The organism is Streptomyces sp. NPDC006294, assembly GCF_042870895.1.
Classification (GTDB): Bacteria; Actinomycetota; Actinomycetes; order Streptomycetales; family Streptomycetaceae; genus Streptomyces.
Genome location: NZ_JBIAHV010000011.1, coordinates 145,415 through 159,738 on the forward strand (window position 1 = coordinate 145,415; position 14,324 = coordinate 159,738).

The window sequence follows — 14,324 nt, forward strand, 5'->3', positions numbered from 1 at the left end:
CCAGTGGGCCGCAGCCGCAGCCGGGCCAAGGAGGGCGCTCAGTCGAGGCAGAACTCGTTGCCCTCGATGTCCTGCATCACGATGCACGACTCGTTGTCGTCATCGGCAAGCATCGTTCGCACGTGCACCGCGCCGAGCGCGACCAGTCGTGCGCGTTCGGCCTCCAGTGTGGCGAGGCGCTCTTCACCCACGAGTCCGGTGCCGGCCCGTACACAGAGATGCACCCGATTCTTGACGATCTTCCCTTCGGGGACGCGCTGGAAGAGCAGGCGCGGGCCCACACCCGAGGGATCGCTGCACGCGAAGTACGTGGCCTGATCCTCGGGCGGCAGCGAGCGATGGTAGTCCTCCCACGTGGCAAACTCCTCCGGAACCGGAGGTGTGACGTAACCCAACACCTCGCACCAGAAGTCGGCGAGGAGCGCCGGTTCGGCGCAGTCGAAGGTGACTTGGAACTGCCTGACAGATGACATCGGCGCACCATAGCAAGGGACCCCGTTGCTCCTCCCGGCAGTTCCGCGCCTCAGGCGGCGACCGTGGCGGCGCCGGCGAGTCGTCCGCCGGTGAGGTCTCCTGGCTGCGTGACGAGTCGTCACCCATGCCGCACTCCGGAGGAAGAACGATCAACTGTCACGACGCCGGTCGCACAACGCGGACATTGTCGGGGTCACGTCACTGAGTGATGCGGCTTCCGTACAGCGCTGGGCCCGGGCCGCAATCTTTGCCATCGTGATGACTCGTCAGGGGCCACACCCAACACCTGGTGAACGACCGGCACTCCAAGCACCGTTCGACCCACTCGGGCCGGCGCGTGCCACAACAGGCGCATGCCACACAAGAGAAATCACGGGGGAATCATGTCTCTTCGCAGCCGGCTCACACGCCGCGCACAGGTCACTCTGATAGGCGTCGCCGCCGGAGGCATCGCGGCCGCAATCGTCGTCGTACCGTCGCTCACCGACGGCGACTCCTCGGAGTCGGCGACGGTCGCCGCGCAGAGCGGGACCGACTACGGGCCCGAGCCCGAGGCCAACAGCAAGCTCGTCACCCAGGCGAGCGAGCTGACGACCATGGCCACCGGCAGCCTGTCCCGCGACACGATGATCAACCGGGCCCGCACCTGGCTCACGGCCAACAACGGCCGCCCCGTCCCGTACAGCATGGAGCGCAACTGGAAGGACGGCTACCGCCAGGACTGCTCCGGCTTCGTCTCCATGGCACTCGGACTGGGGAAGCCCGGCCTGAACACCGTCGGGCTCGCCGACTCGCGAAACGGCGTCACCAAGCGGCTCAGCAGCGTGAGCCAGCTCCAGAAGGGCGACCTGCTGATCGACTACAGCACCACTGACGGCGACTTCCGTCACGTCGTGATCTTCGAGAAGTGGGCCAACGCGTCGCACAGCGCCTACTGGGCGTACGAGCAGCGCGGTACGTACGGCACGACCCACCGGCAGCTCAAGTACGGAATCGGCCGGGACAACTACGACCCGTTCCGCCCGGTCAAGCTGGGTGGCGGTGGTGGTGGTGGCGGCGGGCAGGTCCCCGCCCCGAGTGTCTCCTGGCCGATCCTCAAGAGCGGTTCCAAGGGTTCGGACGTGCGGTCCGCCCAGCAGCTGCTGGCCTCGCACGGTTACACGATCGGGGCCGACGGCATCTTCGGCCCGAACACCCGCTCCGCGGTGATCAAGTTCCAGAGGTCCCGGTCCCTGGCCGCCGACGGCGTCATCGGCCCGAACACCTGGTCCAAGCTGATCAAGACGGTGAAGTCCGGCTCGTCCGGCAACGCGGTGAAGGCGGCGCAGACGCAGCTGAACGTCTACGGCTACGGCCTCGCGGTCGACGGCGGGTTCGGCGCGAAGACGAAGTCGGCGACGGTCGCCTTCCAGCGCAAGCACCGCTTGCAGGTCGACGGCGTGATCGGCCCGAACACCTGGCGCACGCTGCTCGGCTCCCGCTGACACGAGCGGCCCCGGAGGCCGGCCCGACGGCTCCTTCCCACTGCGCCCGCGGCGGGAAGGAGCCGTCGCGCGCCCAGGCGTTGAAGGCGGCGAGACGGTGGATGGCGGGCAGGTCCGGCCCTCCAGAGCCGTCGAGAAGAGGGAACGGGACAATCGGCGCCCGCTGCGTAGAGCAGTGGGCGCCGATCTCGTTCAGCCAGGGGCATGGCCCCGAATCAGCAGGGGTTGACGCTTATCTTGAAGGTACTGGTGGTGTTGCGGATGTCCTGCGCGTTGTCGTGCAGGCGCAGGCAGTTGAAGGTGACCTCACCGACGGCGGGGCCTTGGCCACGCCCCAGCCGGTGGGCGTGGTGCATACGCTCCGCCCGTGCTGGTACGTACGTCTCCCTGACGACCGCTTCAATTCCGCCACCTGTCCGCGTGGTTCGCGTGTGCCAGGACAATCAACTCGGCCGGAGCAGGTGCAGTTCAAGGAGACAATCCGGGTCTTCCATCTTGAGCGGTGCGCCTGCTCAGGGCCTCTGAGGTTTCGTTACGCTCAGTGAGGGAACTTGGTGTCTGCTGCGGGGGCCGTAGGCGCGCCGGGCCCCCCGGGGCATTACACGACTGCGGTCCCTCTCCGGGACTACGGGTACAGCTTCTCGCCCTTCGCCAGCATCGCTACGTACTTCTCTATCCTGCGCGCCCGGGTCTCGGGCTTCTTGGCATCTTGGACCCGGTACAGGATCGCGTAGCGGTTCTGCCGGTCCAGTGTCTCGAAGAACGTGGCCGCGGCCGGGTCGGCGGTCAGGGCCGCCGCGAGGTCGTCCGGCACCGTGGCGGTCTTCGCGCCGTCGTAGGCCGCCTCCCAGCGTCCGTCTGCCTTGGCACGGTCGACCTCGGCCTGCCCCTGGGGATGCATCCGGCCCTGCTCGATCAGGGTGGCGACCTTGTCCCGGTTGACCTTGGACCACTTGCTGCGCGGCTTGCGCGGGGTGAACCGCTGGAGCCACCACTGGTCGTCGAACTTGGCCTTCTGGCCGTCGATCCAGCCGTAGCAGAGTGCCACGTCGAGTGCCTGGGCGTAGTCCAGCGCGACGATTCCGGGGCCCTTCTTGCGCAGCTTGAGCCAGATTCCGGACGAGACGGCGTGGTTCTCGCCGAGCCATGCCTGGAATGCCTCGGCGGATTCGAATGCAACGGTCTCCAAGTCCTGAGTCACCCCAACAGCGAACCACACCCGGTCGATTGTCGTCACGCATTCGGGCACGGCCCCGGATGCAGGATGCCCGTGGACCTGCGTGATCATCTCTGTATTCGAGCCTCCACGCTGCAGCGACAACGAAGACCTTGCCGCTGTCCGGATCGCCGGTGATCCGGCCCTGGAAGGGCACGCCTTCGGCTGCCTGAGCCTGCTCGCCAAAGCCTCCGGACGCCTGCGCGAGGCGATCTGAGATGGTCATGATGCCCGCGAAGGGGACCATCCCCGCAGGTGCGGGGAGCACGAGGGCCGGGGCGGCGCCCGCGCGCACTTCGGGGGACCATCCCCGCAGGTGCGGGGAGCACGACAGCTCCGCCATGGCCTGCGCCGGTGCGGCGGGACCATCCCCGCAGGTGCGGGGAGCACGCTTCGTGACCTGCGGCTTTGTCAGGAGGACGGGGCATTCTGAAGCAGTTTCACCGACTACGGCAATCACGTATAGAGAACTTGGTTGCCCATCACCTGCCGTACCCGCAGTGCTTGGCCGCGTTGCTCCAGCCCTTCGTCCGCCTTGATTCACTGCCATGCCTGATCCATGCCGAATGCCGGAGTTCTACGCTGCATAGTCAGCACCAAGTCATCGCGGGACAGGTGATCAGGGGTGCTGACATGCGGTTTCAGGTCAGCACCAAACCAGCACGGGAGTCAGCACCGGGCCTCCAAAACATACTGAACAGTGCACCCCAGACACCCTCCCCGCCCTTCGAAATGGCCCTCGAACCAGCGCCGACATGTCTCGCATGGTGGCCTCGCGCACACTCGACCCCAGAACTATGGTGTCCCACCACATACGCCCCTGACCTGCCCCTTCCTACGGTGTGGCGACACGCAAACGTCCCCGTCAACTGTCCGGAAGTGGTGTCCATGGCCGCCCCCGCAAGCGCTCCCCCAGCTCCCAGCTCGTTGAAGCGCATCGTCGCCGCGAGTCTCATCGGCACGACCATCGAGTGGTACGACTTCTTCCTCTACGGCTCGGCCGCCGCGCTCGTCTTCAACAAGTTGTTCTTCCCCGACTCCGACCCGCTCGTCGGCACCCTGCTGTCGTTCCTGACCTATGCCGTCGGATTCGCGGCGCGGCCGATCGGTGCGCTCGTGTTCGGGCACTACGGGGACCGGCTCGGGCGCAAGAAGCTGCTGGTGCTCAGTCTGCTGCTGATGGGCGGCGCGACCTTCGCTATCGGCCTGATGCCGACGCACGCGACCATCGGCTCCGCCGCTCCGGTCCTGCTGACCGTGCTGCGGCTCGTGCAGGGCTTCGCGCTCGGCGGCGAGTGGGGCGGCGCGGTGCTGCTGGTCTCGGAGCACGGGGACGCCAAGCGGCGCGGTTTCTGGGCCTCCTGGCCGCAGACCGGCGCGCCGGCCGGGCAGTTGCTGGCCACCGGTGTGCTGGCGGCGCTCACCGCACTGCTCTCGGACGCCGCCTTCCTCTCGTGGGGCTGGCGCATACCGTTCCTGCTCTCCGGTGTGCTCGTGATCGTCGGCTTGTGGATTCGTCTCTCTGTCGACGAATCGCCGGTCTTCAAGGCCGCGCTGGCGAAGGCCGAGGAGCGCAAGGCGCAGGCCGGGCAGGTGGAGAAGATGCCCGTCGTCGCCGTGCTGCGTCACCACTGGCGCGATGTGCTGATCGCCATGGGCGCGCGGATGGCGGAGAACATCAGCTACTACGTGATCACCGCCTTCATCCTCGTCTACGCGACGACCACGGTGGAGCTGAGCAAGCAGACGGCGCTCAACGCGGTCCTCATCGCCTCCGCCGTGCACTTCGCCGTGATCCCGGCATGGGGTGCGCTGTCCGACCGGATCGGGCGGCGGCCGGTGTATCTGATCGGTGCGATCGGCGTCGGGGCCTGGATGTTCCCGTTCTTCGCGCTCATCGACACGGCGAGCTTCGGCTCCCTGCTGCTGGCCGTCACCGTCGGCCTGGTGCTGCACGGTGCGATGTACGCGCCGCAGGCGGCGTTCTTCTCCGAGATGTTCGCGACGCGGATGCGCTACTCGGGCGCCTCCATCGGCGCGCAGTTCTCCTCCGTGGCGGCCGGGGCGCCCGCACCGCTGATCGCCACGGCGCTGCTGGCGGACTTCGGCACGTCGACGCCGATCTCCCTGTACGTCATCGCCGCGGCACTGCTCACCGTGGTCGCCATCCTCTGTGCACGCGAGACCCGGGACAGCGACCTGACGGCGCTGGACCCGAAGACGGACGGGGCCGTGGACGACGCACCGGCCGACAGCAGGGCCGGCGCGCGTCCCGCCTGAGCCGGCACCGCCGGGAGAGCGTCCCACGACACGCAGCCGCGCGGACTCCGAGGAGGGGTCCGCGTGGCTGCGTGTCCACCGGCGGCCCCGTCGGTCAGGAGGCGGCGTCCGGATCCGCCATGGCGTAGAGCCGCAGCGCGAGCTGGATCTCGAGCGACCTGGCCGGGGACTGCCAGTCGGCCCCCAGCAACCGGCTGATGCGCTCGAGCCGTTGGGCCACCGTGTTCACATGGACGTGCAGGTCGTCCTTGGTGCGGGCCGGGCTCATGCCGCTCGCGAAGTAGGCGCTCAGGGTGCCGACGAGGTCGGTGCCGCGCCGCCGGTCGTACTCGACGATCTCGCCGATGGTGCGGTGTACGAAGCCGTCGATGTCGCCGGGGTCGGCGAGCAGCATCCCGAGGAAGCCGAGGTCCTGTGCCGCTGCGCCCTCCCCGGTGCGGCCGAGGAGCCGCAGCGCGTCGAGACAGCGGCACGCCTGGGCGTACGCGTCGCCCACCGGGCCCGGGTTCCCGGCCGGGGAGGCGACCGGGGAGGAGGCGCCGACGGTCACCGGTTCGCGCAGCGCGCCGCCCAGTTGACGGGCGGTCTGACGGGCCAGGTCGGCGGCGGTCTCGCCGGGACCGAGGGGCAGCAGCAGGACGGCGCCGCCGTCGCGGGCGGCGGCGAGGCCGGAGCGGGTCGCGGCCAGGTGGGAGGCGGCGGACCACAACCGCCGCCGGTCGGCGGTCTCGCGGGCGGACGCATCACCGCTCCCGGCGCTGTCACGATGCATCGAAGTGTCCCGGCGCAGGGCGGTGTCACGGCGCGCGGGCGGCTCGTGGCGTGCCGAAACGCCTGGGCGCGAGGGGGCGTCGGCGCGGACCGGCGCTCTGCGCCGGGCCGCGGAGTCGGCGCCTCCTGCCGCGTCGGCGTGGGCGGCGGCGCCTGCCGGAGCGTCGATGCGGGCGGCGAGCACCACATGGGGTGCGTCGAGGTCGGCCCGCAGGCGGGCGGCCCGCTCCCGCAGCAGCCGGGGGTCGCGGTCCGGGGCGTCGAGCAGGTCGTCGAGCAGTTCGCCGCGCACCCGCTGTTCCGCGTCGTGGGCGGACCGTTCGGCGAGCAGCAGCAGGGAGGTGACCATCGCGGCACGCTCCAGGGTGCGGCGGTCGACGGGGTCGAGGTCGGGGTGTCCGTGCAGGACCAGGGAGCCGAAGACCTCGCCGCCGGCGGCGACGGCGGCGACCCAGTCGTCGCCGTACCGTGTGGCGTGCCCGCCCGCGCCGGTGGCGTCCGGGCCGCTTCCGGTGAACTCGACCGTACCGTCGAGGACTTCGGAGAGCGCCGCGGCCACGTCGTCGACGCCCCCGCCGCGCAGGACCAGCTCGGTCAGGCGGTCGTGGACGTCGGAGGCGCGTTCCAGGACGCCGCTGTGGTCCTGGATGATCGCGTTGGCCCGCTCCAGGTCGGCGAGCGCCGAGCGGGTCTCCGCGAGGAGGTTCGCGGTGTCGATGGCCACGGCGGCGTGCGCGGCGAAGGAGGCGAGCAGCGCGACCTGCTCCCGTCCGAAGACCCTGGCGCGGCGGTCGGCGGCGAACAGCACGCCGATGACCTGGCTGCCGAGCATGAGCGGTACACCGAGGATGGCGACGAGCCCTTCGTCCCTGACGGCGGCGTCGATGGTCCCGGTGTGCTCGAAGCGGGCGTCGTCGAAGTAGCTGTCGGTCACGTACGGCCGGGCGGTCTGGGCGACGAGCCCGCCGAGCCCTTCCCCCATGCCGAGCCTGACCTGCTGGAAGCGCGCCGAGACGGACCCTTCGGTGACCCGCATGTAGGTGTCGCCGGCCGCCGGGTCGTTCAGGCTGAGGTAGGCGACCTCGGTGCCGAGCAGCGAGCGGGCGCGCTGCACGATCGCCCGGAGCACCGCGTCGAGGTCGCGCAGTCCGGCGAGGTCGTGCGCGGTCTCGAAGAGTGCGGAGAGTTCCGCCTCCCGGCGCCGGCGGCCCTCCAGTTCGGCGCGAACCCGCAGCGCCAGCTGCTTGGCGTGCTCGAGCGAGGCCAGCTCCTCGGGCCCCGCGCCGTCCGCGCGGGCGAGGAGCAGCGGCCTGTCGTACGCCTCCGCGGCGGCGCCTCTGGCGAGGAGCTCCAGGTAGGGGGCTTGATCGTGGGACATGGACACAGGATTACCTGCCGTACGGGTGGTCGCACCAGCCCTGTGGACGAACCGGTCCGGCGGCGGGCGTCAGTGAGCGGTCCAGCCGCCGTCGAGGACCAGCGAGGTGCCGGTGATGAACGATGCCTGCGGCGAGCACAGGTACAGGGCGGCGTCGGCCACCTCCTCCGGCTCGACGAGCCGCTTGATCGCCGAGTCCTTGAGCAGTACGTCGGTGAGGACGCGCTCCTCGGGCAGCACGTGCGCGGCGGCCTGGTCGGCGATCTGCTTCTCGACGAGCGGGGTGCGGACGTATCCGGGGTTGACGCACACGGAGGTCACCCCGTGCGGCGCGCCTTCGAGCGCGGCCGTCTTGGAGAGCCCTTCGAGGCCGTGTTTGGCGGCCACATAGGCGGACTTGTAGGGGGAGGCGCGCAGTCCGTGCACCGACGAGATGTTGACGATCCGGCCCCAGCCCTGGGCGTACATGTGCGGCAGCGCGCCCCTGATCAGCCGGAACGGCGCCTCCAGCATCACGGTGAGGACGGTGTGGAAGACGTCGGGCGGAAAGTCCTCGATGGGGCGTACGAGCTGGAGTCCGGCGTTGTTGACGAGGATGTCCGTGCCGGCGGCGGCCGCCTCCGCGGCGTCCAGGTCGGTGAGGTCGAGCAGCCGCGGCTCCAGGGCTCCGGCGAGGCCGTCGCAGAGACCGGCGAGTGCGGCCAGCCCTTCCGCGTCCCGGTCGACAGCTCTGACCTTGGCTCCGGCGGCCGCGAGCCGGAGCGCGCAGGCGCGGCCGATGCCGCCCGCGGCACCGGTGACGAGTGCGGTGCGGCCGCAGAGGTCGACGGACACGGACGAGGCCGCGAGTGCGGGAGCTGCGATGCCGGGGGGTGTGGTGGGCGCGGTCATACTGGGCACCCTAGGCAGCGATCATCCGACGACCGATGTGGTCCCGACCCATACTTCGCTACCTGATGGTGGGTTGGAACCATGCTGGTCCCTCGGAGAGCGCATGTTTGATCCGGAAGATCGCGAAGTCCTGGAGCTCGGGCAGCGCGTCGACGGGGAACCAGCCCACCTCGAGGGACTCGTCGTCGTTGACCCGCGCCTCGGCGGCGCCGCTCACGGCGCGGCACCGCATGGTGATGTCCATGTACTGGCAGACGTCGCCGTTGGGGTAGGTCACGGGCCTCGGCAGCGCCTGGACGAGGACGACCCGCTCGGCGACGCAGCGCACGGCGGTCTCCTCGTACACCTCGCGTTCCGCGGTCGCCGCGGGCTCCTCCCCCGGTTCCGGGATGCCGCCGATGACCGACCAGTTGCCGGTGTCGGCGCGCATGCCGAGCAGCACGCGCCCCCGGTCGTCGAAGACGACGGCACTGACACCGGGCAGGAACAGCAGCTGATGGCCGGCGCTCGCCCGGATGGCGCGGATGAATTCGGGAGTTGCCATGCCCCGGACCTTAACCGGCCCCGGCCCGGCGGCCGAACCGCCCGCCAGCGCGTCCGCGCCCCGAGCCCGGCGCGGGTTCCATGCCGGCCAGCCGTTCACGGGGCGACGGTGGCCGGGGCAGCAAGGTCCTTGGCACAACGCTCGGCGGCCTCGGTCTCTTGAGTCGAGCCGCAACGTCGGTGGCCTCAGTGAAAGCACACTTTTGTCACGTGATGGTCGAAATGAGGCTGTATGTGAAGCGTCTGATCACCGGAAAGTCACTCGGCCCGTTGCACCTCTCCCTTGGGGCCAAGTGCTGATTGTCAAGATCTGCACCTTGATCTCAGTCATCGTCGGCCATTCTCTTCGGCGGAGGTGCGTTCGGGGACTCGCTGGCCCTGTGCCTGCTCGTGATGAGTTCGGTGGGGGTGCTCTGACTCCGCCGTGCACCCACAACGTCATCCACGGGCGTTCAGCGCACGGCGGGCCGCGTTGATGACGTTGTGGGCGTCGGCTCCGTACACCGCCGACTCGCTAAGGGTCTTCCAGACCTTCGCGTAAAGGGTGACGTTCTCGGCGTCGTCCAACCACATCTCGGCGTGCCAGTCCTCGGCGACCACCAGGCGGTCATCAAGGACCCAGAAGCCGTTGGCGGGCACGATCTTGACCGAGGCCGTGAACGGGACGATGCCCAGCTCCACCGTGTCCATCCCGATCATTCCAGTGAGGCGGTCGAGCTGGGCGACGAGCACGGAGGGCGGGCAGATCAGCGAGCGCAACGCCGCTTCCCACATCAGGACATGAAGCTTGCGGCCTGGCTGGTACAGCCACTCCTGCCGCTGCGCCCTGGAGCGCACGGCGGCCTCAATGTCGCTGGCTCCCCCGAGCAGTTCGGCGTACCGCTGGACGACGTGGCGCGCGTACTCCGGGGTCTGCAAGAGACCGGCGATCACAGACTCCTCCCAGACCCAAATTTCCGAAGTGCGGTCGATCTCCGCACTCAGCCCCTCGTGCAGCGGCTTGAAGCCGTTCGCCAGGGCTCTGCGCCATGACCTGATGTGGGACTCGAACCCGGCCAGCCGGGCGGCGAGCTCGGCGTGCACGCCCGGCTGCTCGGTGGCCTCGGCCCACGCCTGGAGGTCTTCGGGGGTGGCCGTCTGCTTGCCGTTCTCGAGCTTGCTGACTTTCGAGCTCTGCCACCCGAGCCGCTGGGCGAGCTGCTGACCGGTGAGCCGACCGCCAGGGCAGGTGAACCGGAGCTCGCGCAGCCGCACCCCCAGGGCCACCCTGGCTTGCTGATAGTCAGTGCTCACCGGTCACGCGTCATTCGGTCGTGGCGAACAGGTCGAACGGCACCGCGTGGTGCATCGCGGCGTCACGGACCATGGCGTACCGCACCACCTCAGCCGGTTCGGTGATCAGCTCGATGCTCAGCAGATTGTCGGCGTCGTCGAAGTGCAGCAACGCAACCAATCGCGAGTCGAAGATCCAGAAGTCTTCGGCGGGCAGGTCGGCCGCGTCGTCGCGCCACAGGTAGCGGATGTCCTCGCCGACCGCCGCGTTATGCCGGGCGTAGTCGAGCAGGAACCGCTGTTCGGTGGTCATCGGGTTGTCAGCGACGCGCACCCGACCGACCGTCTTGCCAGCCTCGGCCTGCGCCTTGATGTTGACGAACCAGGGCTCACTGGGGTCACAAGGCGAGGAGCCCGTGACCAAGAACGCCTCAAAATCGGGGTCCTGTCGGTCGGACGCATAGCCGCGTCGCGTCTCCAGCCGCCAAGCGCTGTGCTTGAACGTCTCGAAGAGACGCCGGAAGGTGGCCCGGTCGACAAGCTCCGGCACGCGGGTCATCTCCTTCGGTCCCCAGTTCACGAGCAGTTCGCGCGGCACGACCACCGCTGCATCGCCCGGCCCGAAGTGATGGAGCTGCGCGAGGTCTTCGGGGTCGGTGACGGGCGTGCCCTGAACGATGATCTCTCCGGTGCCCTCGTCTGTGTGCAGGGCGGGGCAACCATCGACCTTGCTGTCTGTGCCGGCGAAGCGCAACTGACGAGCCATGGACGCTCTCCTTCCAGGGGTCTTGATCCATCAGCATGGCCGGGCCTCCGGCTCGGTTCTACGGGATCAGGCAGGGTCCAGGAGAAAGCCCGAGCAATCTCGGTAGCACGTCGAGCAAATTCGAGAAAACAGCATATCGCCGGGCAACTGCCCACTTCTAGCGTCCGGTTCATGGCGACCAAGAAACAGCAGGACATCGACCCGTTCGCGGCGGTGGAGTCCGTGAGGGAAGCGCTGAGCGGAGTCGGGATCGTCCTTCACTCGCTCGCGGTTGACGCCGCTTCCCCGCAACTGCGGCTGGTTGAACTGGGGCGGGTGCGCCCCGACGTGGCCGCTCACCTGGCCGAAGCCCTCCAGCGAGGAGGCAGGGAGTGAACCCGCCGGAGGGCGCGCTGGTCGTCGACACCGAGAGCAACAAGCTCGGCTACGTCATGGGCCACGTCGGTCCGGCGGTGCAGCTTCGGCCGGTGACGGGCGGACGTGAGTGGGACGCCGACCCCGCTCACGTCCGTCGTGCCACAGATGAGGAGCGACTGAGTGGGCGCTCAGGAGCGAACGCGCGCTCTGAACTCGGCCAGCAGCGGCGGCATCTTCTGATGAGCCCGGACACCTCGACCATGTCTGCCGAATGTGCCCTGGCCCAGCGTCCGGAGTACAAGGACCTGCACGACGAATGCCGCCGGACCAAGGACGTGCCGTTACCGCACGGTGGGGGAATTCTGCTCGTGCGCTGTTGCAGTTGTCCCCACCACCGCTGCACCCCCACCGGGTGACGCCTCCTCACCCAGCCGCTGTGCCCCATCCCAACTCGACCGGGATGGGGCACAGTTGTTTGCCGACTTGAGGTAGCATCCGCAGCAGAGGGTGAACCAGCCCCGCGCACCTGTGCGCCCCGGTGAAACGGGAGGGCAGGACAGCGTCAGCCTAAGTGACTGGGCACGGTGCTATTCGCAGCCGCCGCGCCGACGATGTCAGTCAAGATCCCGGGCTGATGGGTAGGGCACGACCGCACGACCGCACGACCCGGGCCAGGAACATCGGCCCACCCGAGAACATTTGCGCGCCGCATCTCGCGCGGGTGTCTCGGTCCGAACCGTAGGGTTCGGATCGAGGCTGCCTGCGCACCCGATCCGACCCATGACAGGGAAGGTCAGGATCGGTGGACGGCACCGCCATCATCGTCATTCTCGCCATCGCTGGCGTGGCTTCCGTGCTGCTCTTCGCTCTGAAGGGCCTGCTGGACCAGGTCCCGGACGTGATCGAGTCGGCCGGGCGTGCCCGCGACTCGTGGCAGCGCTTCAAGAGCCCCGAGCAGCCGCCCCGGGCGGACGACCAGGAGCCGCCCAGGGCCGCGTAGGCCGTCGTGGGGTCTCCGTCGCTCTCCCTGGACGCAGAAGCCGCCTCGGCTGCTCGGTGCCCGGAGCGGTCTCCTGTGCGGCGGGAGGGTGGGCTCAGGCGGCGATGGCCGCCCGGAACCGGATCGGAGCCAGAGCGGCACCCCGGAAAGAGGTGTGGGGCCCACCGCAGGGTGCGCCGGGGCCGGGCCTACGCCGCGTCGCCCGCCGGCTCCGCGTCCGCCGTACGCCGCCGCCGCTCCCGTACGGCGCCGAGCGCCACCGCCCCCAGGCCGCCCGCGGCGAGCAGCACGAGCGCCAGCTCGGGCGCGGCGCCGAGCCGGGTCGCGGGGGTCAGCGAGGAGCGCAGCGGCACCTCGGCGACCAGGGCGCCGGGCGTGAACATCCCCGTCCGCTCGACGATCTCGCCGTCGGGCAGGATGACGGCGCTGACGCCGCTGGTGACCGGCACGACCACGGAGCGGCTGTGTTCCACGGCCCGCACCCGGGACATCGCCAGCTGCTGGTAGGTCATCTCGCTCCGCCCGAACGTGGCGTTGTTGCTCGGCACCGAGATGAGCTGCGCGCCGTGCGTGACGGTGTCGCGCGCGGCGTCGTCGAAGGCGGCCTCGAAGCAGGTGACGAGTCCGACCTTCGTACCGGCCAGGTCGAAGACGCCGACCTCGTGGCCGGGCCCGAAGTCGCGGCGGACCCGGTCGACGTCGTCGTTGAAGATCCGTACGACGGAACGCATCGGGATGTACTCGCCGAACGGCTGGACGTGCCGCTTGTCGTAGGTGTCGACCGGCCCGCGCTGCGGGTCCCACTCGATCAGGGTGTTGCGGAGCTTGCCGGTCTCGGGCGTGAGCACGGCGCCGACGACGGTCGGCACGCCGATGGCCTGCACCGCCTCGTCGATGACCCGCCGGGCGTCCGTGTTGCGGTACGGGTCGAGGTCGGAGGAGTTCTCCGGCCACAGCACGAAGTCGGGCCGGGGCTCCTTGCCCGCCTCGATGTCCGCGGCAAGCTGCTCGGTCCGCGCGGCGTGGTTGTCGAGGACGGCGCGGCGCTGGGCGTTGAAGTCGAGGCCGAGCCGGGGCACGTTGCCCTGGATGGCGGCGACCGTCGCCGTGCCGTCCTGCGCGGAGGCGTCGACCAGCGGCCGGGAGGCCAGGGCGGCGGCGACGGGGACGAGCAGGGAGAGCAGCGCGGCCGTGGCGGCGGTGCGGCGGACGGCGGCGCCGCGGTGGGCGACCGCCTGGCGTGCGGTCTCGTAGAGGCCGAAGCCGCAGAGCACGACCGCGAAGCTGAGCACGGGGGTGCCGCCCAGGGCCGCGAGCGGCAGGAAGAACCCGTCCGCCTGTCCGAACGCGATCTTGCCCCAGGGGAACCCGCCGAACGGCACCCGGGCGCGGGCCGCCTCTCCGGCGATCCAGACGGCGGCGCCCCACACCGGCCAGGCGGGCAGCCGGGAGACGGCTGCGATGCCCGTGCAGGCGAGCGCGACGAACAGGGCCTCGGCCGCGACCAGGGCCAGCCACGGCACGGGGCCGACCTCCTCGCCCGTCCAGATCAGCAACGGGAGCAGGAATCCGAGTCCGGCGAGGTAGCCGAGCCCGAACGCGGACCGCGGCCGGCCGCCGCGCAGCGTCCAGCCGAGCAGGGCGAACGCCGGGAAGGCCAGCCACCACAGCGGGCGCGGCGGGAAGCTCGCGAAGAGGAGCAGGCCGCTGAGCGCGGCCGCGCCGGGACGTACGAGCCGGCGCAGCAGCGGTCGGCCCGGGGCGGCCGCGGGCCCTGGGGTGTCGGCGGAGGTCATGGTGGCGCTCACCTGGCGGAGTCTACGGCGGGGATCTGTGGAGGGCGCAGTCGCGTCGGCCGAGGGGCACGGCCGCGCCGGGCCCGCCGAGCAGCA

General features: G+C 70.1%; 14 protein-coding genes, 1 pseudogene and 1 CRISPR repeat array. Of the genes and pseudogenes, 6 read left to right on the forward strand and 9 right to left on the reverse strand.

The window, feature by feature from the left end:
* Window positions 1-38: 38 nt before the first annotated feature.
* Window positions 39-473 (reverse strand): VOC family protein, encoded by a 435-nt coding sequence (locus tag ACFYOP_RS20990; RefSeq protein WP_356898231.1) that lies wholly within the window; start codon window positions 471-473, stop codon window positions 39-41.
* A gap of 384 nt (window positions 474-857) precedes the next feature.
* Here ACFYOP_RS20990 and ACFYOP_RS20995 point away from each other — a divergent pair, with 384 nt between their 5' ends.
* Window positions 858-1,958: a peptidoglycan-binding protein gene (locus tag ACFYOP_RS20995; protein ID WP_356898230.1), complete on the forward strand. Its 1,101-nt coding sequence runs from the start codon at window positions 858-860 to the stop codon at window positions 1,956-1,958.
* Window positions 1,959-2,173: 215 nt separating this feature from the next.
* Here ACFYOP_RS20995 and ACFYOP_RS21000 read toward each other — a convergent pair whose 3' ends face one another.
* Complete coding sequence (locus ACFYOP_RS21000; RefSeq protein WP_356898229.1) at window positions 2,174-2,314, reverse strand: hypothetical protein; 141 nt, start codon at window positions 2,312-2,314, stop codon at window positions 2,174-2,176.
* Window positions 2,315-2,583: 269 nt separating this feature from the next.
* The gene (locus ACFYOP_RS21005) at window positions 2,584-3,177 is read right to left on the reverse strand and encodes a YdeI/OmpD-associated family protein (protein WP_356898228.1); all 594 of its coding nucleotides are present in this window, start codon (window positions 3,175-3,177) and stop codon (window positions 2,584-2,586) included.
* A gap of 61 nt (window positions 3,178-3,238) precedes the next feature.
* On the opposite strand from ACFYOP_RS21005, the gene ACFYOP_RS21010 reads away from it, so the two are divergent.
* Together ACFYOP_RS21010 and ACFYOP_RS21015 are read left to right on the forward strand one after the other, a co-directional pair.
* Complete coding sequence (locus ACFYOP_RS21010; protein ID WP_356898227.1) at window positions 3,239-3,391, forward strand: hypothetical protein; 153 nt, start codon at window positions 3,239-3,241, stop codon at window positions 3,389-3,391.
* 21 nt (window positions 3,392-3,412) lie between these two features.
* A CRISPR array of direct repeats spans window positions 3,413-3,566; the repeat unit is 30 nt; unit sequence GGGACCATCCCCGCAGGTGCGGGGAGCACG.
* A gap of 496 nt (window positions 3,567-4,062) precedes the next feature.
* Window positions 4,063-5,454: an MFS transporter gene (locus ACFYOP_RS21015; RefSeq protein WP_356898226.1), complete on the forward strand. Its 1,392-nt coding sequence runs from the start codon at window positions 4,063-4,065 to the stop codon at window positions 5,452-5,454.
* Between the two features lie 94 nt (window positions 5,455-5,548).
* On the opposite strand, the gene ACFYOP_RS21020 is transcribed toward ACFYOP_RS21015, so the two are convergent.
* From ACFYOP_RS21020 to ACFYOP_RS21040, 5 genes are all read right to left on the reverse strand, one after another.
* Window positions 5,549-7,603: a GAF domain-containing protein gene (locus tag ACFYOP_RS21020; protein WP_356898225.1), complete on the reverse strand. Its 2,055-nt coding sequence runs from the start codon at window positions 7,601-7,603 to the stop codon at window positions 5,549-5,551.
* A 69-nt stretch (window positions 7,604-7,672) separates the two neighbouring features.
* Window positions 7,673-8,494, reverse strand: a complete 822-nt coding sequence (locus ACFYOP_RS21025; protein ID WP_356898224.1) for a 3-hydroxybutyrate dehydrogenase — start codon at window positions 8,492-8,494, stop codon at window positions 7,673-7,675.
* Window positions 8,495-8,552: 58 nt separating this feature from the next.
* Window positions 8,553-9,038 carry an NUDIX domain-containing protein gene (locus tag ACFYOP_RS21030; RefSeq protein WP_356898223.1) on the reverse strand — a complete coding sequence of 162 codons (486 nt, stop codon included), beginning with the start codon at window positions 9,036-9,038 and terminating at the stop codon, window positions 8,553-8,555.
* Window positions 9,039-9,475: 437 nt separating this feature from the next.
* Window positions 9,476-10,330, reverse strand: coding sequence for a helix-turn-helix transcriptional regulator (locus ACFYOP_RS21035; RefSeq protein WP_356898222.1), 855 nt, complete (start codon window positions 10,328-10,330; stop codon window positions 9,476-9,478).
* 10 nt (window positions 10,331-10,340) lie between these two features.
* Complete coding sequence (locus ACFYOP_RS21040) at window positions 10,341-11,075, reverse strand: DUF6879 family protein (protein ID WP_356898221.1); 735 nt, start codon at window positions 11,073-11,075, stop codon at window positions 10,341-10,343.
* 171 nt (window positions 11,076-11,246) lie between these two features.
* Between ACFYOP_RS21040 and ACFYOP_RS21045 the strand changes: the two genes are divergently transcribed.
* The 3 genes and pseudogenes from ACFYOP_RS21045 to ACFYOP_RS21055 all read left to right on the forward strand — a co-directional run bounded on the left by ACFYOP_RS21045 (window position 11,247) and on the right by ACFYOP_RS21055 (window position 12,432).
* Entirely contained in the window at window positions 11,247-11,450 is a 204-nt protein-coding gene (locus tag ACFYOP_RS21045; protein WP_356898220.1) for a hypothetical protein, read from the forward strand.
* Window positions 11,447-11,641: pseudogene (locus ACFYOP_RS21050) on the forward strand (hypothetical protein); the annotation flags it as partial. The gene ACFYOP_RS21045 and the pseudogene ACFYOP_RS21050, both read left to right, overlap by 4 nt.
* 593 nt (window positions 11,642-12,234) lie before the next feature.
* Window positions 12,235-12,432: a hypothetical protein gene (locus ACFYOP_RS21055; RefSeq protein WP_356898219.1), complete on the forward strand. Its 198-nt coding sequence runs from the start codon at window positions 12,235-12,237 to the stop codon at window positions 12,430-12,432.
* 188 nt (window positions 12,433-12,620) lie between these two features.
* Here ACFYOP_RS21055 and lnt read toward each other — a convergent pair whose 3' ends face one another.
* Window positions 12,621-14,240 carry an apolipoprotein N-acyltransferase gene (gene lnt, locus ACFYOP_RS21060; protein WP_356898218.1) on the reverse strand — a complete coding sequence of 540 codons (1,620 nt, stop codon included), beginning with the start codon at window positions 14,238-14,240 and terminating at the stop codon, window positions 12,621-12,623.
* Between the last annotated feature and the right edge of the window lie 84 nt (window positions 14,241-14,324).